This is a genomic window from Nonomuraea sp. NPDC049028 (assembly GCF_043197735.1).
Lineage (GTDB): Bacteria > Actinomycetota > Actinomycetes > Streptosporangiales > Streptosporangiaceae > Nonomuraea.
Window position 1 is genome coordinate 1 of sequence record NZ_JBICTR010000012.1, and the last position, 24,725, is coordinate 24,725.

Here is a 24,725-nt window from a genome sequence, read left to right on the forward strand (position 1 = left end):
TGGTACTGCACTCGGGAGGGTGTGGGAGAGTAGGTCACCGCCGGACAATCTTTGATGACGGGGAAGGGCTCCACGCACACGCGTGGGGCCCTTTTTCGCGTTTCATTCGCGTTTCAGGGGCCTCGCGCGTTGCGGGGCCTTGCGCGTTGTGGGGTTTTGCGCGTTGTGCGTTGGGCCTCTTTTCGCGTTGACGCGGTGTACTGGAACGGCAGCGTCGACCGCCAACTCCAACAGCGATTCCGCGGGGGGCAGCTTCGGCTAGAAGACCGGTAGGTTCGACTGCTCCGGCCCCGGCAAGCCGGCCTACGCCAACGCCGACGCGTACGCGTACGACACGATGTCGGGGCGCTGGTCGGCTCGCGTCCCTGTCCGGATCAGGTGTGCCGTGCTGTGAACTGCGCCCGTGCTGTGAGCTGGTCGTGCTTTGAGATGCGCCGTGGTGTGAATGTGCGACTGAGAGGGCCGACCTGGTACATCCGGGTCGGCCCCTCTGCTTGTACGGCTGCCTGCACGCCTACATGTACGGCTTGTACGGCTTGTCCGCAAGCTTGCGGCAGTGGCGGCCACGCTATGGCCAGCTGCCGCCAATGTGTCCCGCCTTTTCCTTCTCCACACGTGTGGCCGCCCCTCGTGGCCTCCCCTTGTGCGGTCCCGGGGTGCCGTGCTCGGGCGACTCGGACGCGGTTTCGCGGGTGCAGGGAAATAAGGGAAATAGTGGAAGGGAGCGGCGCTGGGGGTGGTGATCAAGGGCGGGGATTCTCGCATGCGCTCCTATGGGAACCAGCTTGGCGGAGCCGCGTGTGCGCTCTCACGGGTTTCGGGCCCGACGGAGTCGCACGCTGAAACCGACCTGGTGGAGCCACGTGTTCGCTCACGCTGGTACCGGACTGGCGGAACCGTGTGGCCCGCACTGGTACCGCGCCGCGGAGTCGTGCCCGCTCATACCGCAACTGCTAGGCGGAGTTGTGCCCGCTCACACCGAAACCGCTCGGCGGAGCCGTGCCCGCTCACACCGAAACCGCTCGGCGGAGCCGTGCCCGCTCACACCGCAACCGCTCCGCGGAGTCGTGCGTACACCTCGATCTCGAAGCGCATGCGGGGATCGGACAGGCCGCACACGAGCATCGTCGCCGACGGGCGGATCTCGCCGAAGTAGCGGCGGAGGGTCGGCCAGCACGGCTCGAAGTCCTCCCGGTCGGGCAGCAGGTAGCGGACCCGGACGACGTCGGCGAACGTACAGCCTGCGTCCGTCAGCGCGGTCCCGACGTTGCGCAGGCACTGTTCGGCCTGTTCGACCACGTCGTCGGAGATCGTCATGGTCGCATAGTCGAACCCGGTGGTCCCCGAGACGTGGACCCAGTCGCCGTCCACCACGGCTCGGGCATATCCGATCTGCTCCTCGAAGGTGGAGCCGCTGAAGATCGCGCGTCTTGCTTCTGTCATACGCCGAACCGTAGGGGAACTGCTGTGATACGTCTAAGACGTTTCAGCGAATGATGTGATATCTCTGCGCGTATGGAACGCCCTCAACTTGCGCTGCATCAGCTCTACGCGTTCGCCGTTCTGGCCGAGGAACTGCACTTCGGGCGGGCCGCCGTACGACTGGGTGTCGCGCAGCCGCCCTTGAGCCAGCAGATCAGGCGGCTGGAGGAGAGAGTGGGGCATCCGCTGTTCGAGCGAAGGGCTAGTGGGGTCGTTCTGACGTCGGCGGGGCACGAACTGCTGCCTGCCGCTCGGCGTGCGCTCGGCGAGATAGCGGACGGGCTGGAGGCGGCGCGGCGCGTCGGTGGGGGAGAGGCCGGGCGCATTCGGGTCGGGTTCGCGGCGTCGCTGGCGTTGACAATCCTGCCGGGGATGCTGCGGGCCTATCGGGATCGCTATCCCGGGGTCGAGATGGAGATCAGGGAGATGACGACGGCGCCGCAGGTGGCCGCGCTCCTTGAGCGTTCGATCGACGTCGGGCTCCTGCGGGAGCCGCCTGACGATCCGGGGCTGGCCGCCGAGGTTGTGCTCTCGGAGGAGTTCGTGGTGGTTCTGCCGGTTGGTCATGTTCTTGCCGATCGGCGGGTGGTTCCTGTCGCGGCGCTGGCGGAGGAGCCGTTCGTGCTGCTGAACCGGGACGCGGGGCCGACGGTTCACGATCGGATCGTGGGTCTGTGCCGGTCGGTGGGGTTCGAGCCGCGCATCGGTCAGTACGCGGTGGAGTGGGCGACTGTCTCCGCGCTGGTCGAGGCGGGGCTCGGGGTGTCCCTTGCCCCGGCGAGCGTGCGGCGGATCAGGCTCAAGGGGGTGGCCTATCGCCGGATCGAGCCGGACAGCGCGCGGACCACGGTGGCCATGTGCTGGCGGCGGGATGATGCGAATCCGCTGGTCGCTCGGTTTCTGGACGTGGGTAGGGAGAGTCTCCCCGGCCCGCGTTAGTGTTACATGCCTTGATGCGTACATACGCCTTGAGGTATGTTGGCTGGTATGAGCGATGTGATCTGGGCGGCTCTCGTGGATCCTCATCGGCGAGCGGTGCTCGATCTGCTGCGTGAGCGTGATCGGTCGGTCACGGAGCTGGTCGACGAGCTCGGTGTCACCCAGCCGACCGCGTCCAAGCATCTCCGGGTGCTCCGGGCGGCGGGGTTGGTCCGGGTGCGCAAGGACGCGCAGCGTCGCATCTACGCGATTGATCTGGAGCCGATCGCCGAGCTCGATCAGTGGCTGGCCCCGTACCGGCGGCTCTGGAACGACCGGCTCGACACCCTCGGGCGCCACCTCGATGAGATGGGCACAGGCGCAGACATAGGCAAGGAGTCATGATGGACCGCGGAACATACGTCGAGATCGACGGCCGGCCGGCCGTACGCTTCCAGCGCACGTACCCCCACCCGATCGAGCGGGTGTGGCGGGCGGTGACCGAGCCGGGCGAGCTGACTCACTGGTTCCCGCAGAACGTGACGATGGACGCGCGGGAAGGCGGGAAGATCGAGTTCTCTGGCGACCCGCATATGGACAGCATCACCGGCACCATCCTGGCCTGGGATCCGCCGCGGCGCTTCGCTTTCACGTGGGGCGGTGACGAGTTGCGGCTGGAGTTGGCGCCCGACGGTGCTGGTGGGTGTACGTTCACGCTGGTCAACGTGATCCAGGCGCAGGACGCGGCGGCGCGCAACGCGGCAGGATGGGCGGTCTGCCTGGCCGAGTTGGACAAGGTCGTGGCCGGGCAGCCGGCCGACGGGCCGCACGGCAAGAGCGCCGAGTCGTGGCGTGAGCACTACGACGCCTATGTCGCGGACGGCCTGCCGTCGGGTGCCGAGATTCCTCAATAGTGCCCTAGCCTGGCCCTTCGTCCGCCGGGAGAGCTTCCCTGTTGCACGAGTGGTCGGCCGCGCCCTCGTCGATGAGATCCTCGTACACCCCGACCTTGTAGTTGATCAGGTCCATGCACTCGCTGAGGTTCGCCATCTGGGTGATCAGATACTCGCGGTGCCGTCTCAGCAGGGCGAGTCGTTCCGCCTCGTTCCCCGCGCCCTCCCTGACTAGCTCGGTGTAGCGGCGGATCGCCGCCAGCGGCATGTCGGAGGCGCGCAGGACCATGCACAAGGTCAGCCACTCGATGTCCTGCTCGCTGTAGACGCGGTTCCCGCCGGCCCCGCGGCGCACCGGACTGTGCAGGATGCCCTCGCGCTCGTAGAAGCGCAGCGTGTGGATGCTCAACCCGGTCCGCTCCGCGACCTGCCCAATGCTCAAAATATCCGGCATGTCATACAGGTTAGGGCTTGATCTAGAGTCGACTCCAGATCCTAGGATGCCGCGCATGACCATGCGTTACCGCACTCTCGGCGGCACCGGCATAGAAGTAAGCGTCCACTGTCTCGGCGCGATGATGTTCGGGGCTGTCGGCAACAAGGACCACGATGAGTGTGTCCGCATCATTCATGCCGCGCTCGACCGGGGGATCAACTTCATCGACACCGCGGACATGTACTCCGCGGGTGAGTCCGAGGAGATCGTCGGCAAGGCGCTCGAGGGACGCCGCGACGAGGTCGTGCTCGCCACCAAGGTGCACTTTCCCATGGGGGAGGGCCGCAACCGGGGCGGCAATTCGCGGCGCTGGATCGTCAAGGAGGTCGAGGAGAGCCTGCGGCGTCTCCGGACCGACTGGATCGACCTCTACCAGGTGCATCGTCCCGACCACATGACCGACATCGAAGAGACGCTCTCCGCGCTGACCGACCTGGTACGCGCGGGGAAGATCCGCGCCTTCGGCTGCTCGACCTTTCCGGCCGACGAGATCGTCGAGGCGTATCACGTCGCCGAGCGCCGGGGCCTTCAGAGGTTCAGGACCGAGCAGCCGCCCTATTCGCTGCTCGCCCGGGGGATCGAGGCCTCGGTGCTGCCGGTCTGCCAGCGCCTCGGGATGGGGGTGCTGACCTGGAGCCCGCTCGCGTCCGGCTTCCTGAGCGGCAAGTACAGGAAGGGGCAGGCCGTCGATCTCACCACCGGTCGTGCCTCGCTCACGCCGGCCCGGTTCGACCCCTCCATCCCCGGGAACGTGGCCAAGTTCGACGCGGTGGAGGAGCTGGCCGAGGTCGCGGACGGTCTCGGGTGCTCGCTCCCTGAGCTTGCCGTGGCCTTCTGTGCGGCGCATCCTGGGGTCACGTCGGTGATCACTGGGCCGAGGACTATGGAGCAGCTGGAGTCGTTGCTGAAGGGGGCCTCGCTTACGCTCGACGACGCGGTTCTTGACCGGATCGACGAGATTGTGCCGCCGGGGACCAACGTCTACCACCCGGACGGCGCCTGGACCCCGGCGACGCTGTCGGACCCCGCTCGGCGTCGGCGGCCGCTGGTGGAGCGCGCGGCGGGTTGATGGGTCGCAGGACGCTGAAGGGCCGTTGCCTGGCTCGCTGGTGATCTGGGTGGGCGCGGCTTAGCTCGCGCTCACCTGGCCGGGTCGCGTTTGCCTGGCTGGTGCCGGTGACCACTGGTTCGCCGGGTGGTCCGTCACGCGACCGTCTCGAGCCCTGTGGCCGTTCGTCGTGGCTGGGGTCCCTCGGAGGAATACCCCCTTCGGGGAATGGAAGAGACGGTCCGTCGTGGTTGGGGCCCTCAGGTGGGATTCCCGCTTCCGGGGGGCGGAGGAGGACGGTCCGTCGTGGGTGGGGCCCTGGGGAGGGATTCCCCTTCCGGGGGAGCGGAAGGGGCGGTCCGTGGTGGTTGGGGTCCCTGGGTGGGATATCCCCTTCCGGGGGGTGGGCGGTCCGTCCCGGAAGGGGTCCCGTTCGGGGGCGAGCGGGTGGTTACTTCGGCAGGATCAGTAGGGCGTCGCCGACGCCGCGCTCCACCCCGTCGGACGGGCGGTTGACCAGCTTGTTGCCCACCACCATCGCGGTGGAGCCGCCACCATCCAGGTTGACCGCCTGGTTGGCGCCCAGCCAGCGCATGAACTGGGCCGCCTCGATGAAGTTGGCCCCCACCGACACGCCGGGCTGCCGGCCGTCGATGGTCGCCAGGATCAGGCTGCCGTTGCGGGTGGTGCCCAGCAGCGTGCGCGGGTGGCGGCGGAGGATCATGTTCACGGAGTCGTGGCCGTCACGCTTGGCGGTGATCTTGACGTGCCCGTTCCTGACCAGGCCGACGTTGCCGCCGATCACGCTGAGGTCGGGGGTCAGCTTGAGTGCCTTGCCCGCCCGTACGTCCACGACCTTGGTGTCGATCTTGACGGTTCCGCCTTCCGCCGCGTGCGCGTTCAGCCATTCGGCGGCGATTCCGGCGGAGCCGTGCAGGACCCGGGAGCCGGCCGGTACCTCGGCGCCCGGCGCGCGTAGTGCCACGACCTTGTCGTTGGCGTCGAGTACGGCGTCGGCGCCGTTGTCCGTGGGCGTCTTGGCGCCGTACTCCGCGGTGTAGAGGATCAGCTCGTCCGCTGCCGCGGCGCGGTTGACGCCGTTGACCACCAGTTTCTGGCCGTCCTGCGCGATCGCGGTCACGGTCGACTTGAGCTCGGTGATGCGGGCCGTACGGCCCTTGAGCACGACGGCCGAGCGGCCCGGTACGGCCTCGCTGAGCAGTCTGCCGCCGACCACCGAGATGCCGACCGGCTCGCCGCGCAGGTTCTTGGCGGTGTGGATGTTGAAGAAGCCGCCGTTCACGGCCGCGAGTGCCTTGTTGGCCTTGGCCATCGAGGAGACGGTCTCGCGGGCGGCGACGCTGGTGCCGAGCGTGGAGCTGTACGAGCCGCGGAACTTCCTGGCGTCGATCATGACCACCTTGACGTCCCAGGGCCCGGTGGTCTTCATGCCGTCGTCGCCGACGTAGTCGACCCTGACCTTCAGACCGGCGTCCTTGAGCTTCTTGGCCGTCTCGGCGGCCTTGTCCTTCTCCTCAAACTTCCAGAGGCCGACCCGCACCATGTAGACGGTCTGGGCGTCGGCGTCGGCGACCTTCGGCCGGACGACCTTCTGCAGGCTGGCCGTCTCGCCCGTGGCCTCGACCTCGGCGACCTTGGCCTCGGCCGTCTGCTGCATGCCGTAGTCGCGGCCGCTCGGCATCAGGACCGTGACGGTGAAGCCGTCGGTCGCCTTGCCCGCCTTCACGTTCCAGAGGTCGATGCCCGGCGCCACGCTGGTCATCGTCTTGGCCGGTACGGCCGGCACGCCCAGCGGGAACTTGGCCGAGGGGAACGAGACCGAAACCTGCTCGGCGGCTGCGCTGGGGACAGCCGTCGCCGTGAGGACCGTGGCTAGCGAGAAGCCGACGGCGAGGGTGCGTCGAGACATGAAAACTCCAGAGGGCGGGCAAAGGGACCGACCCATCCTGGCGAGATCATGGTGGCGGAGGCGGGGAAACACGCTAAACGGTCTGAGAGGTTACAAGATTGACATCCCTCGGGGGATTTTCCTGCGCGCACTGTGGGCGCGGCGTTACCGTGCGGTAGGCCGCGACCGAGCGGCGTACCAGTCCGAGAGGCAGCCGTGATGGGGCTGAACATCCTCCTTGTGATCATCGCGAGCGTGGTTCTGGGGTTCATCCTGGGCGCGTTCGTCACCCGTCCGCGCGGATGGGTGATGTATCCCGACGACCGGACCCGCCCCGTCGTGACGCGCGATCCTCACGAGTGACTACGAGCCGGCGCAAGCCGCACAGCTTCTGGGTTCTGTGCGGCTTGCGCCTACCCCTGCAACTACAATGGAGCGCATGACACGCATCAGCATGTGGTGGCGGCCGACAGACGGCCGCTGATCTCCGCATGCTCGGGCCGTCCTCAGGACGGGCCCGGCGCGTGGGTTCTTCTTCAGGACGGCATGACCTGAAGAAAGGAACCCATGATGGACCACGTCGTGCTCACCGGAGACCGCCCGACAGGGCCGCTCCACCTGGGCCACTACTTCGGCACGCTGGCCAACCGCGTCGCCCTGCAGGACGTCCACCCGATGTACGTGCTGGTCGCCGACTATCAGGTGATCACCGATCGGGATCTTCCCGGCGCGATCCAGCAGAACATCACCAGCTTGGTACTCGACTATCTCGCCATCGGGCTCGACCCCGCGAAGGTGACGATCTTCCAGCACAGCGCGATCCCTGAGCTGAACCAGCTGCTGCTGCCCTTCCTCAGCCTGGTGTCCGTGGCCGAATTGAGCCGCAACCCCACCGTCAAGGACGAGATCGCGCACAGTACGCAGCAGGCGGTCAACGGCCTGATGTTCACCTACCCGGTGCATCAGGCGGCCGACATCCTGTTCTGCAAGGGCACGCTGGTGCCGGTCGGCAAGGACCAGCTGCCGCACGTCGAGGTGACACGGCTGGTGGCGCGGCGCTTCAACGAGCGCTACGGGCCCGTCTTCCCGGTGCCGGAGGCGATGATGGGCGCGCGGCCGCTGCTCAAGGGCCTCGACGGCGGCAAGATGAGCAAGAGCCGGGGCAACGCGATAGCCCTGTCCGCCACCGAGGACGAGACGGCGGCGCTGATCCGCGCGGCCCGTACCGACTCCGAGCGGCTCATCACCTTCGACGAGGCGAACCGGCCGGAGGTGGCGAACCTGCTCACCTTGGCCGGCCTCTGCCTCGGCCGCGCGCCCGAGTCCATCGCCGAGGAGATCGGGAACGGCGGGGCCGCCGCGCTGAAACGGCTGGTCACGGAGGCGGTCAACGAGTTCCTGCGCCCGATGAGGAAGCGTCGCCTTGAGCACTCGGCGGCCGATGCCAGGCAGGTGCTGATGGACGGCAACGAGCGCGCCCGTGAGCGGGCGATCGTCACCCTCGGGGAGGTACGAGCGGCGATGGGCTTCTAGGCGAGGGGTTTAGCGTGGTTTTTAGCGCGGCCCTCTGGCGATGGCCAGTTCGGTGGCCGGGGATCTCAGGGGGCGGCGATGCCGCGGTCTGGTGAATCCGGCCGCCCTGAGCAGGCGGGCCACTTCCTTGTAGTCACGTATCCGGCCGCCGCCCGCCACCAGGTAGTTGAGGTGGAGCAGGTGGAGCAGGGTGCGGCTGGCCCGGCCCGGCATGAGGCTGTCACCGAACTGGTCGCCGATCGCGATCGTGCCGCCGGGGTTGAGCGCCTTGGCCAGCCGCCCCAGCAGGGTGCCCACCTCCTGGTCGTTCAGACAGTGCATGACGTTGAACAGCAGGATCACGTCGTACCCGCCGCCCAGGTCCTCGTCGAGGAACGAGCCGGCCCGCAGCGTCAGCCGGGGGTGGGCCGCCGCCGAGGCGAGGGCCTCGGGCAGGTCGATCACCGTGCCGCGCAGTCCCGGGTGCCGTCGCAGCAGCTCTACGCTGTAAAGGGCATGGCCGCCGCCCACGTCCAGCATCCGCGTGGCGCCCGCGGGGACCGAGATGGCGGCCGCGATGGCGGGAGCCTGGCGGCCGGCCACGGCGGCGGTCCACGCCTGGAACGAGCGCGACAGCTCGGGCTCGCTCTCCGTCAGCGCGTACAGCGAGGTGATGGGCGATCCGTCACGTACGGTCCGTTCGAGCTGGGGCCAGATCACGCAGGCGGTACGCTCCCAGAAGTACAGGCCCTCGACCAGGCAGGCGGGGGAGTCGGCGGTGAGCCAGACGCGCGCCGTGCGGGTCAGCCGGTAGCGGCCGCGTCTGGCGCGCAGGTAGCCGAGGCCGGCCAGCCCGCGCAGCAGCACGTCCGTCGCGTGCGGGTTCAGGCCGAGCGAGCCCGCGAGGTCGGCGGCGGTCGCGGGGCCGCCGCGCAGGGCGTCGAAGAGGCCGAGCCGCATCCCCGCGATCAGCGCGTGCAGGCCCATGACGCCGAAGTAGTCGAGCATCGGGGGCAGGATCGACAGGCGGTGCGCCGCCGCTTCCAGGGGATTACCGAATAAGGGCACATCGCGACGGTAAGCCGAAATGTTATCTGCTGTCCCGGCGGAACGACTCCAGCGCCAGCAGCGCCACGTGCAGGGACAGGCACGACTCGACGTCGTCCAGGTCGGTGTCGAGGATGCGTTCGAGGCGGCGCAGCCGGTCGTAGAAGGCGGGCCTGGACAGGTGGGCCTTCTGGGCGGCCACCGCCTTGTTGCGCCCCGCGTCCAGATAGATGCGCAGGATGCGGGCCAGGTCGCCGCCCCGCTGCGCGTCGTGCGCCAGCAGCGGTCCGAGCTCCCGCTCGGCGAACGTCTGCAGCCTGGCGTCGTCGCGCAGCAGGTGGAGCAGCCCGCGCAGGCGCAGGTCGGGCAGCCGGTAGAAGGCCCGGCCGTCGGGCTGCCGGACGGCCACGTCGGCCACCTGCTCGGCTTCGAGGAAGCTGCGGCGTACGTCCCTGATCGACTCCACCACCGAGCCCGAGGCCAGGACGAACGCGGCGCCGGGCTTCCACAGGACGCGCAGCCGATCGGCGAGCGCCGTCAGCGCGGGCTCGGCGCCCGAGCGTGGGGGCAGGGGGAGCAGGACGCCGACGCGGTCCTGGTCGAGCGCGCCCACGAGGGCGGGCAGCCGGGCGTCGCGGCAGGCGGCGGCGGTGGCCTCGGCCAGCTCGCCGAGCTGCGCCTGCCCGTCGAGCGCCTGCTCGACGGGCTCGGTCGGCCGGATGACGACGCTGACCAGCTTGCGCCCGGTGAGCGGCACGCCCACGGCGCGGGCGCGGGCGGCGGCCTCGTCCGGATCGGCGTAGGCGTGGGTGAGGATGCCGGTGATGATCGTGCCGTGCGCCTGGCGTTCGAGGGACTCCTGGTGGCGTTCGAGCAGGCGGCCCAGGGCGAGCGTGGTGGCGGCGCGCTCGGCGAGCACCAGGTCGCGGGGCGACGGCGGCCTCTCGCAGATCAGGATCAGCCGCCCCCAGTCCTGTCCGCGCGCGCCGACCGTGGTGACCAGCCAGCCGGAGGCGGCGTCGTAGGCGGTCCGCTCGGCCGGTGCGACCGCGCGTGACCTGCTCTCCCAGCCGGCCAGCAGCGCGCCGGCGTCGCGGCCCGCGGACTCGCAGGCCAGCACCTGGTGGGCGAGGTTCTCCAGCAGGACCGGGCGGCTGGACAGCCGGGCCACCTGGACGAGCACCTCGGCGGGCGAGGCGCCCTCCACGGACAGCTCGGTGAAGACCTCGTGCAGCTGCTCGGAGGCGCGCAGCTCCTCCAGCTGGATGTCGATGATCCGCTCGTGTACGGACTCGGTGATCTGCACGAACGGCGTCTCGCGGGTCAGCACGATCAGCGGCAGCCCGTGCTCCTCCGCCGTCTTGACCACCGCGCGGGGCAGTTCGCGGACGAACCGGCGGCCCAGCTCGACGATCAGCCCGGAGGCGCCGACGGCGGACAGCTCGCCGATGTAGTCGGCGAGCTTCTCCGGGTCCTCGGGCAGCGCCACTCCCGTGGTGAGCACCAGCTCCCCGCCACGGAGCAGGTGGGCGATGTCGACGATCTCGCCGACGTGCACCCACCGCACCTTGGTGTCCAGCCGGTCGCCGCCCGCGACCACGCGCGGGTTACCGCGGCGGACGGTGTCCAGGGCGAGGACGTCGGCGATGGTGGGCAGCACGCGCCCGAGCCTAGCCGATCAGCCTGTAAGATCGGATAGGTACCCATTTACAGAGTGCCGGTCACGAGCCCAGTTCGTCCTCTCTGAACTCCTGGGCGGCCGCCCGCTCCCGCAACTCCACTCTCCGGATCTTGCCGGAGATGGTCTTGGGCAACTCACCGAACTCCAGCCTGCGCACGCGCTTGTACGGCGCCAGTTCGCGCCGCGAGTGCTCGAAGATGGAGCGGGCCGTCGCCTCGTCCGCCTCGAACCCGGGCGCCAGCGTCACGTAAGCCTTGGGTACGGCCAGCCGCACCGGATCGGGCGCGGGCACCACGGCCGCCTCCGCGACGGCCTCATGCTCCAGGAGGACGCTCTCCAGCTCGAAGGGTGAGATGCGGTAGTCGGAGGCCTTGAAGACGTCGTCGGTCCGGCCGACGTAGGTGATGTAGCCGTCGCCGTCACGGGTCGCGACGTCGCCCGTGTGGTAGTAGCCGCCCCGCATCGCCTCACTAGATCCACCGACATATCCGGACATGAGGCCGAGGGGGCGGTCGGTCAGCGGCAGGCAGATCTCGCCGTCGTCGCCCACCTCGCCGGTGATCGGGTCGAGCAGCACGACGTCGTAGCCGGGCAGCGGCCGGCCCATCGACCCCGGCTTGACCGGCTCGCCGGGCACGTTGCCCACCTGGGCGGTGGTCTCGGTCTGGCCGTAGCCGTCCCTGATCGTCAGCCCCCATGCCTTGGCGACCTGGTCGATGATCTCCGGATTGAGCGGCTCGCCCGCCGCGACGGCCGTACGCAGTGGCAGCCGCCAGGCCGCCAGGTCCTCCTGGATGAGCATCCGCCACACGGTCGGCGGCGCGCAGAACGTGGTGACCCGCTCGTCGCGCAGCACCTCCAGCAGGGCGACAGCGGAGAAGCGCTGGTAGTCGTGGATCAGCACGGTGGCGCCCGCGTTCCACGGCGCGAACACGTTGCTCCACGCGTGCTTGGCCCAGCCGGGCGAGGACACGTTGAGGTGCACGTCGCCGGGCCTGAGCCCGATCCAGAACATGGTCGACAGGTGGCCCGCCGGATAGGAGGCGTGCGTGTGCTCGACCAGCTTGGGCTGCGAGGTCGTGCCCGAGGTGAAGTAGAGCAGCAGCGTGTCGCCGGCCCGGGTCGGCCCGTCGGGGGAGAAGTCCGCGGCCGCCTCGCGGGTCTCGGCGTAGGGCAGCCAGCCGTAGGCGTCGCCGACCGCGATCCTGGTGTAGCCGCCGTCGCCGAACTTGCCCGCGTCGGAGGCGTTCGCGATCACATGGGAGACGCCGCCGCGTTCGACGCGCTCGACGATGTCCTTGGCGGTCAGCAGCGTCGTGGCCGGGATGATCACCGCCCCCAGCTTCATGGCCGCCAGCAGCGACTCCCACAGCTCGGCCTGGTTGCCCAGCATGAGCAGGATCCGGTCGCCCCGTCGTACGCCCTGCTCGCGCAGCCAGTTAGCCACCTGGTTGGAGCGGGCGGACAGCTCGGCGAAGGTGTAGGTGACCTTGCCGACGATCTTCAGCGCGACCGCGTCGGGGGTCTCGGCGGCCAGGACGCCGTCGAACCAGTCGAGCGCCCAGTTGAAGTCCGTCAGCTCCGGCCAGCGGAACTCGCGGCGAGCCGTCGGATAGTCGGCTTCGAGGAGGAGGTCACGTGCGGCACGGAAATCGCTCATGTTCGGGATCCTGCTACGTCACCAGCCGCCTCTCAAGGCCGTCGAGCACCGACACGAGGCCGAAGTCGAAGCACAGCTCGCGCATCGCGCGGGGATCCTCGTAGTTGGCGGTGTTGATCGCGTCCGAGAGGTCGGGGTAGTCGGCTGCGGCCTTGGCGACGGTCTGGCGGAGCTCGTCCCCGTCGTAGTCGTAGCCCGCCATCGCGGTGTCCCAGGCGACCTCGGGGATCGTCATGCCGAACACGAAGGCGGTGAGCGTCGCGTTGGCGTAGTCGATGTCCGCTCCGGTGAATCCGGCCAGCTTGAACGTCTTGCGCGTCTGGTCGGAGATCATGAGCGCGTTGGGCCCCAGCGCCGGCAGACGGCCGATGAGGTCGGCCGACCACCGATGCCGCAGGATCACCTGGCGCATGCTGTGGGCCATGACCGAGGCGGCGTCCCGCCAGCCCACCTCCTCGGGGTCAGGCGCCATCATCTCGCCCCAGATCTCGTCGTAGACCAGCTCCAGCAGTTCGTCCTTGTTGGCCACATACCAGTAGAGGCTGGTCGCCCCCGCGCCGAGCTTCGCCCCCAGCTTGCGCATGCTCAGCCCGGCCAGGCCCTCGTCGTCGAGCAGCTCTATGGCGGCCGCGACGATCTCTGCGCGGCTGCGACCGGGGCCGGGGCTGGCCGGCTTGCGCTGCTCGCGGAACCACACGGAGTTGTACTGCTTGCTGGTCACGCCTCCAGGATAATTCCACTCGCACACTGTACGAGTTTTGTCGTACGGTGTGCGAGTGGAATCGAACACTGTGCGAGATCCCCGTCGTTGGTGGATTCTCGGCGTCCTCTGTCTGTCACTCCTGGTCCTGGTCGTCGACAACACTGTCCTCAACCTGGCCATCCCCAAACTGATCAAGGATCTGGGCGCGAGCCCCGGCGACATCCAATGGATCATTGACGCCTACGTGCTGGCCTACGCCGGTCTGCTGTTAACCGCGGGCAGTCTGTCCGACCGGTTCGGGCGCCGGCGGTTCCTGATCATCGGCCTGCTCTTCTTCGGCGGCGCGTCGCTGCTGGCGGTGCTGTCGTCCGAGCCGTGGCAGGTGATCGGGTCGCGGGCCCTCATGGGCATCGGCGGGTCGCTGCTGATGCCCTCGACACTGTCCATCCTGATGACCGTCTTCGACGAGGAGGAGCGGCGCAAGGCCATGGCCGCGTGGAGCGCCGTCGCCATGGTGGGGGTGATCGCGGGCCCCACGCTGGGCGGCTTCCTGCTCGACCACTACTGGTGGGGCTCGGTCTTCCTGCTGAACATCCCCATCGCGCTGATCGCGGTCGTCGCCGCCGTGACGCTGATGCCGGAGACCCGCAGCGCGGGCCGGAAGATCGACCCGGTGGGCGTGGTGCTGTCGATCATCGGCCTGACCTCGGCCGTCTATGTCATCATCGAGCGCGAGTGGAACCCGGTCGGCATCGCCATCGCCGTGGTCGCGCTCGGCGCGTTCGTGATCTGGGAGCGGCGGTCGGACCACCCGATGCTGCCGCTCGAACTGTTCAGGAACCGCAACTTCAGCGGGGCGTCGTTCTCGATCCTGCTGATGTCGTTCGGGGCCGGCGCCGTGATGCTGATGCTGACGCAGTATCTGCAGTTCGTGCTCGGTTACGGGCCCATGCAGGCCGGTCTGGCGCTGCTGCCGTACGCCATCGCCGCGACCGTCTTCAACGTGGTCGGCGCCGGACTGGGCAAGAAGGCCAGCAACCGGGTGCTGATCTCCACAGGGCTGGTGGTCATGTGCGGCGGTTTCGTGGTGCTCGCCACGACCACCGGCTACGTCGCGGTGCTCACCGCGCTGCTGATCATGGGCGTCGGTGGCGGCCTCGCCGGGCCCGCGGCCTACGCGTCGCTGATGGGGGCCATCCCCATGGAGCACGCGGGGGTCGGCTCCGCGCTGAACGACACCGTGCAGCAGGTCGGCATGGCCATGAGCATCGCCATCCTGGGCAGCGTGCTGGCCGGGGTGTTCACCTCGGCGATGCCCGCCGACGCGCCCGAGGCGGCCAGGGAGTCGATCGGCGGCGCCTTCAACCTGGGCATCGTGGAGCCCGCCCGCGCGGCCTTCACCGACGCGATGCACTTCGGTTCCTGGGTCGGGGCCGGGTTCTGCGTGGCGGCCGCGCTGCTCGCCCTCGCGGTGCTGCGGCCGGCCGCTCCCGCAGTCACCGCCGACACCACCGAGTCCGCCCCGGTCTAGCGGATGCGAGGCTCACGCATGGCCTCCAGGCTGTCCAGTTTGTGGGTCCGCTCGTCGTGGCCGACCTGCCGCAGCAGGTCGGCCACCGAGTGGTAGCGGCCGTACTCGGCGGCGTAGGTGCCCGGGTCGGGGACGAAGTCCAGGCCGGGGTTGTCCGCCACGAACGTCATGTACTCGTGCTCCGCGTGGTCCTCGAACTCCGCGTTCAACCGGTAACTCCAGTCGGGCCGGACCAGGAACAGCACCCACGACACGTGGTAGTAGAAGAACGAGATCAGCCACGGCGCCGCCTTGTGCAGCAGCCAGTTCTGCTTGAGACCGTGCCGCTGGACGAGGTCCTGCATGATCAGCAGGTGCCACTGCTCGTTGTCCTGATCGGTGCGGGCCTCCACGATGCGCTCGAAGACCCGCCTGGCCAGGCCCGAGCGGCCCGCGTGGCGGTGCACCGCCCAGTAGCCCATGCGCTCCCACGCCTGGTACGGCACGCGGGCGATGATCTCCAGCATGGCGAACTTGGTGAACGAGCCCTGCTTGCCGTACATGAGGTCGACGGGCTTGAACATCATCTTGGCCAGCAGGCTGTACTTCATGCGCGGGGTGTCGAGCGTGTCCCGCTCGGCGCGGAGCAACTGCTCGCGGTCGAGCTTCGGCGGGCCGGGGTGCACGTCGGGCCGGTGGTCCACGGTGATGGTCATGTCCGCTCTCCCTGAGTCTTCTTCGGTGATGACTCGATGGTGGGGGAGCGGGGGGTGGCCGGTCGTCGGCCTCCGGTGGGCAATCGTGGTGCCCCCGCGGGCGTAGCGATCAAGGCGGTCGTACGCCCGCGGGCGGACGGGAGATCCCCTAGGGGATCTGCCCGGGCTTGTCGACGATGCCGGACCTCAGCTCGGCGGACGCCCAGAAGCTGCCCGCCTCGAAGGCCGGCTCCGGTGCCTTGCCCGGCATGGTGATCCACTCGTCGCGGTTCCAGATCGTGCGACGGCCGAGCAGGTGGTAGGTCGCCGGATCGAGGACGAGGTACTCCGTGGTGACCTGCTGCCCCTTCGGCTCGTAGTAGACGCCGATGCCCAGCCGGTCCTCCGCGTCGGGGACGTCCACGGCGATCTTGACGCCGGGGATCCTCGCCATGGCCCGGAAGATCGCGGCCTCCAGCTTCGGCGGCATGACGGCCTGCTGCTCCAGGTAGACCGAGAGGACCCGATACGCCCGGTCGTCGGCCGGCTCGCCGGCGCCTGGGTCCTCTTTCGGCAGGTCGCTCCAATGCCTGTCGCGCGAGACCTTCGCGAGCAGCTTGTCGGGCTCGGTCGGCAGGGCCGTCAGCCTGTCGTGGTACTTCTGCGGCGAAAGGTCGTCGTCGTCCGGGTCCGGCGGGACATCGGAGACCTTCAGCTCGCCGTCCAAGAAGTCGGCGCGCTGCTTTCCGTCGTATCTGAACCAGCTCTCTTGGGTGGTCACGCGGCCGTCGCCGGGCTGCACGACCTTGGACATGGTGTAAACCCACTGGTCGGGGCGCGGAGTCGAGGAGGTCTTGTTCTCGACCGCCGTGGCCGCCTGCTCCAGCAGCAGGAGGCTGCCCGGGCGCATGCTGGGCGCCGGACGCGTGGGACGGCTCTCGTGGGCGGGCCCGGCGAATGTCAGCGCGACCACCAGTCCGGCCGCCAGGGTCCCGGCGAGCAGCGCGCGCCTGGCGAGGGGCCGCCACAGCCGGCGCCGCTCAGGAGGCGAGACCGTCGCGGTCGTGGCCGAGGTGAGGCGGTCGCGCAGGGCCGCGAGCCGGGCCGCGTCGGGCTCCGGCGCGTCCGCGCGTAGCCCCTGGAGCAGGTTCAGGTCATCCACGGTCGGCCTCCTCGTCGGTGATCGCGGTGGGGTCGACGCCGCCCAGCGCGGCGCGGGTGCGTTTCCTGGCCCGGTGCAGCCGGGAGCGGACGGTTCCGAGGGGGATGTCGAGCGCCCTGGCGACCTCCTCGTAGCTGAGCTGCGCCCAGGCGACCAGCAGGAGCACCTCCCGGTCGTCGGCGGAGAGCGCGGCCAGCGCCTCGGCCAGCTCCCGGTGCACGGCCGAGGCCGACACGCGGGCCTCCACCCGGTCCGTGTAACCCTCCGCCACCTCGTCGATCCCGGTCCTGGCCAGCGCCAGGTAGGACCTGACCTCCCGGCGGCGATGGTGGCCGATGAGGTTGGCGGCCATGCCGTACAGCCAGGGGCGGGCATCGGCGCGCCCGGGGTCGTAGTGTTCGCGCCGCCTGAACGCGGCCAGGAACGTCTCCGCGACGATGTCGTCGGCCAGCGAGTCCCCCAGACGGCGGGTGACGTAGCGATGTAAGGCGGGCGCGTGCCGGTCGAACAGCGCGGCGAAAGCGCCCGGATCGCTGTGGGAGCGCCGGATCACCTCGGCGTCGTCCATGCCGCTCAACACCGCGCCGCCGTCGGCCGACTCTGTTTCCACAACCACCCGGTACTCCCGTCGCCGATACTGTCAGCCCCTTTCACCCGATACCGCGATATGAGTTCTCGGGAGTTGTAAGTCCTTATGTCCTGACATATGGTCGAAGTTGGCGCAGGAGTCTGCAAGACATCATGTAAGGGGATTTGGTGTCCTGTGGACACGTTGGAGGTGGGTGTGGCGATGACGAGCCGGGATACTCGAAGCATGTCGGAGCTTCTCGCCCGCCACCGGGCAGTGATCCCCAACTGGGTGGCACTCAACTACAACGAGCCGATCGAGATCGTCAGTGGCAAGGGCAATCGCGTCGTCGACGCCGATGGCAAGAGCTACCTCGACTTCTTCGCCGGCATCCTCACCAACATGATCGGGTACGACGTGCCCGAGGTGCGCGAGGCCGTCGAGCGTCAGCTCGCCACGGGAGTCGTCCACACCAGTACGGTCTACCTGCTGCGCGGCCAGATCGAGCTGGCGGAGAAGATCGCCAGGCTCTCCGGCATCCCCGATGCCAAGGTCTTCTTCACCAACTCCGGCACCGAGGCGAACGAGACCGCGCTGCTGCTGGCCACCTACGCGCGCAAGAGCGACCAGGTGCTCGCCATGCGGCAGAGCTACCACGGCCGCAGCTTCGGCGCGATCAGCGTCACCTCCAACCGGACGTGGAAGAACAACTCGCTCTCTCCGCTGAATGTGCACTTCCTGCACGGGGCCGACCGGCACCTGACCCAGTTCAAGGGTCTGTCGGACGCCGACTACATCGCGGCCTGCGTCGACGACCTGCGCCACGTGCTGGCCACGGCCGTCTCCAACGACGTGGCGGCGCTGATCGCCGAGCCCATCCAGGGTGTGGGCGGGTTCACGATGGCCCCCGACGGGCTGTTCGCCGCCTACAAGGAGGTCCTGGACGAGCAGGGCATCCTGTTCATCTCCGACGAGGTGCAGACGGGCTGGGGGCGCACCGGCAGCGCGTTCTTCGGCATCCAGAACCACGGCGTGACGCCCGACATGATGACCTTCGCCAAGGGCCTGGGCAACGGGTTCGCGGTCGGTGGCGTCGTGGCCTGCGGCGACCTGATGGACAGCCTGCCCGCCGTGGGCCTGGCCACGTTCGGCGGCAACCCGATCTCCATGGCCGCCGCCAACGCCACGCTCGACTACGTGCTCGACCACGATCTCCAGGCCAACGCCGCCAGGACCGGCAAGATCATCGCCGATGGCCTGCGGGCGGCGGCCGAGCGGCTGCCGATCATCAAGGCCGTGCGCGGCAAGGGCCTGATGTTCGCCGTCGAGCTGGAGAGCCCCGCGCAGGCCGCGCGGTTCATGGAGGAGACCAAGAAGTCGGGTCTGCTCGCGGGCAAGGGCGGCCTGTACGGCACCGCCATCCGCATGGCCCCGCCGCTCACCCTCACAGTGGACGAGGCCGCGGAGGGCTTGAGCATCATCGTGCACGCACTGGAAGTCATCAACGCAGAGGCAGCGACGCAGTGAAGTTTGTCAAGCACTGGATCAACGGAGCTCTGACGGACGGCGACAGCCGTACCCAGGAGATCTTCGACCCGTCGACCGGCGAGGTCAGCGGGCACGTCGCGCTGGCCTCGGCCGCCGATGTCGACGCGGCCGTGGCCGCCGCCGTGGCGGCCTTCCCCGCCTGGCGGGACGCCTCGCTGACCAAGCGGGCGCAGGTGCTGTTCCGCTTCCGCGAGCTGATGTACGCCCACCGCGACGAACTGGCCGCGCTCATCTCGGCCGAGCATGGGAAGGTGCACTCCGACGCGCTCGGCGAGGTCGCTCGCGGCCTGGAGGTCGTGGAGTTCGCCTGCGGGATCCCGCACCTGCTCAAGGGCGGCTTCTCCGAGGGCGTCTCGACCCGGGTCGACTCCTATTCGCTGCGCCAGCCGCTCGGGGTGGTGGCCGGCATCACGCCGTTCAACTTCCCGGCCATGGTGCCGATGTGGATGTACCCGATCGCGATCGCCTGCGGCAACGCGTTCGTGCTCAAGCCGTCGGAGAAGGACCCGTCCGCGTCGCTGCTCATGGCGCGGCTCTGGCAGGAGGCCGGGCTGCCCGACGGCGTCTTCAACGTCGTCCAGGGCGACAAGGTCGCCGTCGACCGGCTGCTGGAGCACCCCGACGTGCGCGGCGTCTCCTTCGTCGGCTCGACCCCCATCGCCAAGTACGTCTACGAGACCGGCACCAGCCACGGCAAGCGGGTGCAGGCGCTCGGCGGGGCCAAGAACCACATGCTCGTCCTGCCCGACGCCGACCTCGACCTGGTCGCCGACTCGGCCGTGTCGGCGGGCTTCGGCTCGGCCGGCGAGCGGTGCATGGCGATCTCCGTCGTGCTGGCCGTCGACCCGGTGGGCGACGAGCTCGTCCAGAAGATCGTCGAGCGCGTCGACAAGCTGGTGATCGGCCCCGGCTCCGACCCCAGGTCCGAGATGGGGCCGCTGGTCACCGAGGCGCACCGCGACAAGGTCGCCTCCTACCTCGACCTCGGCGTCGAGGAGGGCGCCAAGCTGGTCGTGGACGGCCGGGACACGCGTGTCGAAGGCGGCGGCAAGGCGTCGGAGACGCCCGGCTTCTGGCTCGGCCCGACCGTGCTCGACCACGTGCCGGCCGGCTCGCGGGTGCACACCGAGGAGATCTTCGGCCCGGTCCTGACGATCGTCCGCGTCGGCTCGTACGAGGAGGGCCTGCAGCTCATCAACGGCGGCGCGTACGGCAACGGCACCGCGATCTTCACCAACGACGGCGGCGCGGCCCGGCGCTTCCAGAACGAGGTCGAGGTCGGCATGATCGGCATCAACGTGCCGATCCCGGTGCCGATGGCGTTCTACAGCTTCGGCGGCTGGAAGGCGTCGCTGTTCGGCGACACGCACGTGCACGGCACCGAGGGCGTCCACTTCTACACCCGCGGCAAGGTCGTCACCTCGCGCTGGCTCGACCCGTCGCACGGCGGCGTGAACCTGGGCTTCCCCACCAACGGGTGAGCGATCTCCACCGGGGAGGGACGCGCCAGGCGTCCCTCCCCGTCGTGTGCCCGATAAACTCCAGCACACGGACGAGGGAGGAACGTGGATCGCCGCATACCTGCCATGGCGCTGGCCATGACGGCTCTGATCGCCAGCATGGGGGCGGCGGTCCCATCGCCGAAGCAGACCCCGTCCCCGACCCCCACCCCGTCGGCGAGTCCGACGCAGGGCGACGGCACGCTGCAGATCCTCACCTACCGCGGCTACGCCGAATACGGCGGCACCAGCCCCAGGGTCAACTGGGTGGGCGACTTCGAGAAGACGACCGGCTGCCGCATCGCCCGCCTCGACACCGTGCAGACCGCCGACGACATGGCGACGTACGTCGACCAGCGCTCCTACGACGTGATCTCGGCCGGCCCGGTGCTGGCCGCCTCGATGATCGAGCGCAGGCAGGCGCAGCCCATCGATCCGGCCAAGGTCACCGGTTACGACGACCTGACCAAGCGTTTTCGCGACATGACCAAGGTGTCGGGCAAGGTCTACGGCGTGCCGTACCTGTGGGGGTTCCACGAGTTCCTTTACGACTCGACCAAGGTCAAGGACGGCGGCCTCAAGCAGGTCTTCCAGTCGGACCGGGTGTCGCTCAAGGAGGGCCCGCTGACCATCGCCGACGCGGCGCTCACCGACGGCAGCGTGGACGACCCCTTCGAGCTGACCAAGAGCCAGCTGGACCGGGCGATGGCGCTGCTGAGCGAGCGCAAGGGCCGCACTTACTGGAAGAACCCGCTCGAACTGGTCAAGGGCTTCGCCACGGGCTCGCTCGACTACGCCCAGGCCACGCCGTACTACCGCCTGCTCCTGCAGAAGGCCGGCAAGCCGATCAAGGCGGTCAGCGCGCGCAAGATGACCGGCTGGCTCGACTCCTGGATGCTCGGCGCGAACATCCCCAACACCGACTGCGCCTACCGCTGGCTGAGCTGGATGGCGGCGCCGTCGGCCCAGCGTGACGCGGCCGCCTGGGTCGGTCTGGCGCCGGCCAACCCCAAGGCGTGCAAAGGGCGGGCCAAGCAGATGTGCGACGCGTACGGAGCCGACAAGCCGAAGTGGCTCGACCGGGTCGCCTTCGCCGCTCGGCCGCCAGGGGGTTGCCGGGGATCTGAGGGGGAATGCACTGATTACGCCACATGGAGCAAACAGTGGGGCACACTGGTGAATTGAGCGGGGGCTGCTTTACCCACACATGACTTTCGCCGCAGGCTCGCCCCGTCCCCCCGCTGGGCCGTGCCTGCAGAGACGCCCCGGGCCTCCCCCCGCTCCGGGGCGTCTCGCTTTTCCGGAGGACTGGCCGAAAATTCGACTGAATGACCAGTCAGTGAGTATGTTCTGGTCATGAGAATCCTTCTGGTCGGCGCCGGCGGCGTCGGCTCCGCTGTCGTGCCCATCGCCGCGCGCCGAGATTTCTTCGAACACATCGTGGTCGCCGACTCCCAACAGAGCCGGGCGGCGCGAGCCGTCGCCGGCGTGGACGATCCCCGCTTCAGCGCGATCAGCCTCGACGCCGCCGATCGGGCGGCGGTGGCGGCGGCGCTCCGGGAGCACCGGTGCGACGTGCTGTTCAACGCCGTCGATCCGCGGTTCACGATGCCGCTGTTCGAGGCGGCGCTGGCGGCCGGGGCGGACTACCTGGACATGGCGATGTCGCTGTCCAGACCGCACTCCAGCCGGCCGTACGAGATGCCGGGGGTGAAGCTGGGTGACGAGCAGTTCGCGCGCGACGAGGAGTGGCGGGCGCGGGACCGGCTCGCGCTCGTCGGGATGGGCGTGGAGCCGGGGCTGGCCGACGTGTTCGCCCGCTACGCCGCCGACCACCTGTTCGACGGCATCGACGAGATCGGCGTCAGGGACGGCTCGAACCTGGTCGTGGACGGCTACGACTTCGCGCCGACGTTCTCCATCTGGACGACGATCGAGGAGTGCCTCAATCCGCCCGTCGTCTGGGAGGACGGGCGGTGGCACACGACCGAGCCGTTCAGCGAGCCCGAGGTGTTCGACTTCCCCGAGGGCATCGGCCCCGTGGAGTGCGTGAACGTCGAGCACGAGGAGGTGCTGCTCGTGCCCCGCTGGATCCCGGCGAAGCGGGTGACGTTCAAGTACGGGCTGGGCGAGGAGTTCATCGGCGTGCTCAAGACCCTGCACAAGCTCGGGCTGGACAGCGCCGACAAGATCAGGGTGGGCGGTGCCGACGTGGCGCCGCGTGACCTGGTGGCGGCGAGCCTGCCCGACCCGGCGACCCTCGGTGACCGGATGCACGGCAAGACGTGCGCGGGCACCTGGGTGAAGGGCACCGGCAAGGACGGCGGGCCCCGCGAGGTGTACCTCTATCACGTGGTCGACAACGCCTGGTCGATGCGCGAGTACGGCTCGCAGGCCGTCGTCTGGCAGACCGCCGTCCACCCCGTGGTCGCGCTGGAGCTGCTGGCCCGCGGTGCCTGGAAGGGCACGGGCGTGCTGGGGCCGGAGGCATTCGACGCGGTGCCGTTCCTCGACCTGCTGACCGAGTACGGCTCGCCCTGGCGGATCCGCGAGGCGGCCGCCTGACGCCGTCTCCAGCGCGCGGAAAAGGCTCTGACGCGCGGAAAGGCTCTAGCGCGCTGGGAAGGCGACCACTGTGGCCATCGGCGCCGGGATGAGCGCTTCGGCGCAGTCGCCGCAGGCCAGCACGGGAGAGTCGTCGGGGAAGCGCCCGACGCGGACGCGCGGCCTGGGCCACCTCTTGTGGCAGACCACGCAGGCTTCGCCCTCGAGCTGTGCCCGGCTCAAACCATCAGGGTCGAACGTCAACATTCTCTGTGCCGTTCCTGTCGGACCCCAGTTCATCATGCTCCCAGCAGCGGTCGGCCACTCGTATACCGGATCCGTTATAAGCCCGGGGGCGCTCCTGATCGTCTAGGGCAGCGTCAAGCCCGGGTGAATTCTCTACCCGGCTCACACGCCTTACACCTACAAAAACGGGCATCCAGCCACAAGCTGGATGCCCGTTTCGCGCGTTTCCTACAGTTCAGCGAAAGCTTTCTCCAGGATGCCGAGACCCTCCTCAAGCAGGTGCTCGGGCATGACCAGCGGCGGCAGGAAGCGCAGCACGTTGCCGTACGTGCCCGCGGTGAGCACCAGCAGGCCTTCCGCGTGGCAGCGCCGGACGACCTCGGCGAGCGCGGCCGGGTTCGGCTCCTTCGTGCCCGGCTGGACCAGCTCGACGGCGATCATCGCCCCTCGGCCGCGCACATCGCCGATCACGTCGAAGCGCTCGCGCAGCGCGTGGAGGCGGGGGAGCATGATCTCGCCGATGCGGCGGGCCTTGGCGACCAGGTCCTCCTCCGCGATGGTCTCCAGCACGCCCAGCGCGGCCGCGCAGGCGACCGGGTTGCCGCCGTACGTGCCGCCCAGGCCGCCGGAGTGCACCTTGTCCATGATCTCCGCGCGGCCGGTGACGGCGGCGAGCGGGAGGCCGCCCGCGATGCCCTTGGCGGTGGTGATGAGGTCGGGCACGATGCCCTCGTCCTCGCAGGCGAACATCTGCCCGGTACGGGCGAAGCCGGTCTGCACCTCGTCGGCGACGAACACGATGCCGTTGTCCCGGCAGAACTCGGCGATCCTCGGCAGGAAACCCTTGGCCGGCTCGATGAACCCGCCTTCGCCGGCGATCGGCTCGATCACCACGGCGGCGACGTTCTCGGCGCCGATCTGCTTGACGATCATGTCGATGGCCTGCGCGGCGGCCTCCTCAGCGCAGTTCTCCGGGCCCGTCGGCCAGCGGAACGGGTAGGCCAGCGGCACCCGGTACACCTCCGGCGCGAACGGGCCGAAGCCCTGCTTGTAGGGCAGGTTCTTGGCCGTCAGCGTCATGGTCAGCAGCGTGCGGCCGTGGTAGCCGTGGTCGAACACGACGACCGCCGGGCGGCCCGTGGCGTGCCTGGCGATCTTGACGGCGTTCTCGACGGCCTCGGCGCCGGTGTTCAGCAGGACCGTGCGCTTCTCGTGGTCGCCGGGGGTCAGCTCGTTGAGCTTCTCGCATACCTCCACGTACGACTCGTACGGGGTGACCATGAAACAGGTGTGGGTGAAGTCGGCGACCTGCTCCTGGACCCGCTCGACCACCTTGGGCGCGGCGTTGCCGACGCTGGTCACGGCGATGCCGGAGCCGAAGTCGATCAGCGAGTTGCCGTCGGCGTCCTGGACCACGCCGCCGCCGGCGCGCGTCACGAACACCGGCAGCGCGGTGCCGATGCCCGGGGGCACGGCGGCCTGCTTGCGGGCCAGCAACTCCTGCGATTTCGGGCCTGGGATCGCGGTGACGAGACGACGCTCCTGCGGAATGCTCATGCGCCCGACGCTACGCCGGGCGCCCACCTGGTCCGATGCGTCGATAT

General features: G+C 69.2%; 23 protein-coding genes. 11 read left to right on the forward strand and 12 right to left on the reverse strand.

Translation table 11 applies throughout. The features are described from left to right. Positions 1 to 1,041 precede the first annotated feature (1,041 nt). Positions 1,042 to 1,443 (reverse strand): RidA family protein, encoded by a 402-nt coding sequence (locus tag ACGFJ2_RS41425; protein ID WP_393477872.1) that lies wholly within the window; start codon positions 1,441 to 1,443, stop codon positions 1,042 to 1,044. Between the two features lie 72 nt (positions 1,444 to 1,515). Here ACGFJ2_RS41425 and ACGFJ2_RS41430 point away from each other — a divergent pair, with 72 nt between their 5' ends. Genes ACGFJ2_RS41430 through ACGFJ2_RS41440 form a run of 3 tightly spaced genes read left to right on the forward strand, consistent with a single transcriptional unit; the run spans position 1,516 to position 3,314 of the window. Beyond that, positions 1,516 to 2,421 (forward strand): LysR family transcriptional regulator, encoded by a 906-nt coding sequence (locus ACGFJ2_RS41430; protein ID WP_393477875.1) that lies wholly within the window; start codon positions 1,516 to 1,518, stop codon positions 2,419 to 2,421. A gap of 48 nt (positions 2,422 to 2,469) precedes the next feature. Continuing rightward, positions 2,470 to 2,805 carry a metalloregulator ArsR/SmtB family transcription factor gene (locus ACGFJ2_RS41435; protein WP_357946386.1) on the forward strand — a complete coding sequence of 112 codons (336 nt, stop codon included), beginning with the start codon at positions 2,470 to 2,472 and terminating at the stop codon, positions 2,803 to 2,805. Then, positions 2,802 to 3,314, forward strand: a complete 513-nt coding sequence (locus tag ACGFJ2_RS41440) for an SRPBCC family protein (RefSeq protein WP_358174756.1) — start codon at positions 2,802 to 2,804, stop codon at positions 3,312 to 3,314. The genes ACGFJ2_RS41435 and ACGFJ2_RS41440 overlap by 4 nt, the downstream gene beginning before the upstream one ends. A gap of 4 nt (positions 3,315 to 3,318) precedes the next feature. On the opposite strand, the gene ACGFJ2_RS41445 is transcribed toward ACGFJ2_RS41440, so the two are convergent. Beyond that, positions 3,319 to 3,747: a MerR family transcriptional regulator gene (locus tag ACGFJ2_RS41445; protein ID WP_393477880.1), complete on the reverse strand. Its 429-nt coding sequence runs from the start codon at positions 3,745 to 3,747 to the stop codon at positions 3,319 to 3,321. A gap of 55 nt (positions 3,748 to 3,802) precedes the next feature. Here ACGFJ2_RS41445 and ACGFJ2_RS41450 point away from each other — a divergent pair, with 55 nt between their 5' ends. Next, positions 3,803 to 4,858 (forward strand): aldo/keto reductase, encoded by a 1,056-nt coding sequence (locus tag ACGFJ2_RS41450; protein WP_393477883.1) that lies wholly within the window; start codon positions 3,803 to 3,805, stop codon positions 4,856 to 4,858. Positions 4,859 to 5,288: 430 nt separating this feature from the next. Here the strand turns inward: ACGFJ2_RS41450 and ACGFJ2_RS41455 are convergent, their stop codons facing one another. Beyond that, on the reverse strand, positions 5,289 to 6,767 hold the full coding sequence (locus ACGFJ2_RS41455; RefSeq protein ID WP_357946398.1) for a phosphodiester glycosidase family protein: 1,479 nt from the start codon (positions 6,765 to 6,767) through the stop codon (positions 5,289 to 5,291). 198 nt (positions 6,768 to 6,965) lie between these two features. Here ACGFJ2_RS41455 and ACGFJ2_RS41460 point away from each other — a divergent pair, with 198 nt between their 5' ends. Next, positions 6,966 to 7,109, forward strand: coding sequence for a hypothetical protein (locus tag ACGFJ2_RS41460; RefSeq protein ID WP_357946400.1), 144 nt, complete (start codon positions 6,966 to 6,968; stop codon positions 7,107 to 7,109). Positions 7,110 to 7,316: 207 nt separating this feature from the next. Then, positions 7,317 to 8,279, forward strand: a complete 963-nt coding sequence (gene trpS / locus ACGFJ2_RS41465) for a tryptophan--tRNA ligase (protein WP_393478514.1) — start codon at positions 7,317 to 7,319, stop codon at positions 8,277 to 8,279. A 21-nt stretch (positions 8,280 to 8,300) separates the two neighbouring features. Here trpS and ACGFJ2_RS41470 read toward each other — a convergent pair whose 3' ends face one another. The 4 genes from ACGFJ2_RS41470 to ACGFJ2_RS41485 all read right to left on the reverse strand — a co-directional run bounded on the left by ACGFJ2_RS41470 (position 8,301) and on the right by ACGFJ2_RS41485 (position 13,367). Continuing rightward, the gene (locus ACGFJ2_RS41470) at positions 8,301 to 9,326 is read right to left on the reverse strand and encodes a methyltransferase (RefSeq protein WP_393477888.1); all 1,026 of its coding nucleotides are present in this window, start codon (positions 9,324 to 9,326) and stop codon (positions 8,301 to 8,303) included. Between the two features lie 22 nt (positions 9,327 to 9,348). Then, the gene (locus ACGFJ2_RS41475; RefSeq protein ID WP_358174747.1) at positions 9,349 to 10,965 is read right to left on the reverse strand and encodes a PucR family transcriptional regulator ligand-binding domain-containing protein; all 1,617 of its coding nucleotides are present in this window, start codon (positions 10,963 to 10,965) and stop codon (positions 9,349 to 9,351) included. Between the two features lie 61 nt (positions 10,966 to 11,026). Next, positions 11,027 to 12,646: an AMP-binding protein gene (locus tag ACGFJ2_RS41480; RefSeq protein WP_393477891.1), complete on the reverse strand. Its 1,620-nt coding sequence runs from the start codon at positions 12,644 to 12,646 to the stop codon at positions 11,027 to 11,029. A 13-nt stretch (positions 12,647 to 12,659) separates the two neighbouring features. Continuing rightward, positions 12,660 to 13,367, reverse strand: a complete 708-nt coding sequence (locus ACGFJ2_RS41485) for a TetR/AcrR family transcriptional regulator (RefSeq protein WP_393477894.1) — start codon at positions 13,365 to 13,367, stop codon at positions 12,660 to 12,662. 55 nt (positions 13,368 to 13,422) lie between these two features. Between ACGFJ2_RS41485 and ACGFJ2_RS41490 the strand changes: the two genes are divergently transcribed. Then, positions 13,423 to 14,880 carry an MFS transporter gene (locus ACGFJ2_RS41490; protein ID WP_364004684.1) on the forward strand — a complete coding sequence of 486 codons (1,458 nt, stop codon included), beginning with the start codon at positions 13,423 to 13,425 and terminating at the stop codon, positions 14,878 to 14,880. On the opposite strand, the gene ACGFJ2_RS41495 is transcribed toward ACGFJ2_RS41490, so the two are convergent. From ACGFJ2_RS41495 to ACGFJ2_RS41505, 3 genes are all read right to left on the reverse strand, one after another. Next, on the reverse strand, positions 14,877 to 15,575 hold the full coding sequence (locus ACGFJ2_RS41495; protein WP_357946414.1) for an alternative oxidase: 699 nt from the start codon (positions 15,573 to 15,575) through the stop codon (positions 14,877 to 14,879). The two genes, ACGFJ2_RS41490 and ACGFJ2_RS41495, sit on opposite strands and share 4 nt — an antisense overlap. Before the next feature lie 148 nt (positions 15,576 to 15,723). Continuing rightward, the gene (locus tag ACGFJ2_RS41500) at positions 15,724 to 16,716 is read right to left on the reverse strand and encodes a CU044_5270 family protein (RefSeq protein WP_393477898.1); all 993 of its coding nucleotides are present in this window, start codon (positions 16,714 to 16,716) and stop codon (positions 15,724 to 15,726) included. Next, positions 16,709 to 17,332, reverse strand: coding sequence for an RNA polymerase sigma factor (locus ACGFJ2_RS41505; RefSeq protein WP_357946418.1), 624 nt, complete (start codon positions 17,330 to 17,332; stop codon positions 16,709 to 16,711). Before ACGFJ2_RS41505 ends, ACGFJ2_RS41500 begins: the two co-directional genes overlap by 8 nt. Before the next feature lie 198 nt (positions 17,333 to 17,530). Between ACGFJ2_RS41505 and ACGFJ2_RS41510 the strand changes: the two genes are divergently transcribed. The 4 genes from ACGFJ2_RS41510 (at position 17,531) to ACGFJ2_RS41525 (ending at position 22,896) form a co-directional block, all read left to right on the forward strand. Beyond that, on the forward strand, positions 17,531 to 18,811 hold the full coding sequence (locus ACGFJ2_RS41510) for an aspartate aminotransferase family protein (RefSeq protein WP_393477901.1): 1,281 nt from the start codon (positions 17,531 to 17,533) through the stop codon (positions 18,809 to 18,811). Beyond that, complete coding sequence (locus ACGFJ2_RS41515) at positions 18,808 to 20,313, forward strand: CoA-acylating methylmalonate-semialdehyde dehydrogenase (RefSeq protein WP_357946423.1); 1,506 nt, start codon at positions 18,808 to 18,810, stop codon at positions 20,311 to 20,313. The genes ACGFJ2_RS41510 and ACGFJ2_RS41515 overlap by 4 nt, the downstream gene beginning before the upstream one ends. Positions 20,314 to 20,397: 84 nt before the next feature. Then, positions 20,398 to 21,516, forward strand: a complete 1,119-nt coding sequence (locus ACGFJ2_RS41520; protein ID WP_358174736.1) for an extracellular solute-binding protein — start codon at positions 20,398 to 20,400, stop codon at positions 21,514 to 21,516. 171 nt (positions 21,517 to 21,687) lie between these two features. Further along, complete coding sequence (locus tag ACGFJ2_RS41525) at positions 21,688 to 22,896, forward strand: saccharopine dehydrogenase C-terminal domain-containing protein (protein ID WP_357946428.1); 1,209 nt, start codon at positions 21,688 to 21,690, stop codon at positions 22,894 to 22,896. A 45-nt stretch (positions 22,897 to 22,941) separates the two neighbouring features. Here the strand turns inward: ACGFJ2_RS41525 and ACGFJ2_RS41530 are convergent, their stop codons facing one another. Together ACGFJ2_RS41530 and gabT are read right to left on the reverse strand one after the other, a co-directional pair. Further along, the gene (locus ACGFJ2_RS41530; protein ID WP_357946430.1) at positions 22,942 to 23,118 is read right to left on the reverse strand and encodes a hypothetical protein; all 177 of its coding nucleotides are present in this window, start codon (positions 23,116 to 23,118) and stop codon (positions 22,942 to 22,944) included. Between the two features lie 231 nt (positions 23,119 to 23,349). After that, positions 23,350 to 24,678 (reverse strand): 4-aminobutyrate--2-oxoglutarate transaminase, encoded by a 1,329-nt coding sequence (gabT, locus tag ACGFJ2_RS41535; RefSeq protein WP_364004659.1) that lies wholly within the window; start codon positions 24,676 to 24,678, stop codon positions 23,350 to 23,352. Positions 24,679 to 24,725 lie beyond the last annotated feature (47 nt).

Coding starts and splice junctions, on each gene's coding strand:
- ACGFJ2_RS41425 (WP_393477872.1), bottom strand. CDS start 1,443: ATGACAGAAGCAAGACGCGCGATCTTCAGCGGCTCCACCTTCGAGGAG.
- ACGFJ2_RS41430 (WP_393477875.1), top strand. CDS start 1,516: ATGGAACGCCCTCAACTTGCGCTGCATCAGCTCTACGCGTTCGCCGTT.
- ACGFJ2_RS41435 (WP_357946386.1), top strand. CDS start 2,470: ATGAGCGATGTGATCTGGGCGGCTCTCGTGGATCCTCATCGGCGAGCG.
- ACGFJ2_RS41440 (WP_358174756.1), top strand. CDS start 2,802: ATGATGGACCGCGGAACATACGTCGAGATCGACGGCCGGCCGGCCGTA.
- ACGFJ2_RS41445 (WP_393477880.1), bottom strand. CDS start 3,747: ATGCCGGATATTTTGAGCATTGGGCAGGTCGCGGAGCGGACCGGGTTG.
- ACGFJ2_RS41450 (WP_393477883.1), top strand. CDS start 3,803: ATGACCATGCGTTACCGCACTCTCGGCGGCACCGGCATAGAAGTAAGC.
- ACGFJ2_RS41455 (WP_357946398.1), bottom strand. CDS start 6,767: ATGTCTCGACGCACCCTCGCCGTCGGCTTCTCGCTAGCCACGGTCCTC.
- ACGFJ2_RS41460 (WP_357946400.1), top strand. CDS start 6,966: ATGGGGCTGAACATCCTCCTTGTGATCATCGCGAGCGTGGTTCTGGGG.
- trpS (WP_393478514.1), top strand. CDS start 7,317: ATGGACCACGTCGTGCTCACCGGAGACCGCCCGACAGGGCCGCTCCAC.
- ACGFJ2_RS41480 (WP_393477891.1), bottom strand. CDS start 12,646: ATGAGCGATTTCCGTGCCGCACGTGACCTCCTCCTCGAAGCCGACTAT.
- ACGFJ2_RS41495 (WP_357946414.1), bottom strand. CDS start 15,575: ATGACCATCACCGTGGACCACCGGCCCGACGTGCACCCCGGCCCGCCG.
- ACGFJ2_RS41510 (WP_393477901.1), top strand. CDS start 17,531: ATGTCGGAGCTTCTCGCCCGCCACCGGGCAGTGATCCCCAACTGGGTG.
- ACGFJ2_RS41525 (WP_357946428.1), top strand. CDS start 21,688: ATGAGAATCCTTCTGGTCGGCGCCGGCGGCGTCGGCTCCGCTGTCGTG.
- gabT (WP_364004659.1), bottom strand. CDS start 24,678: ATGAGCATTCCGCAGGAGCGTCGTCTCGTCACCGCGATCCCAGGCCCG.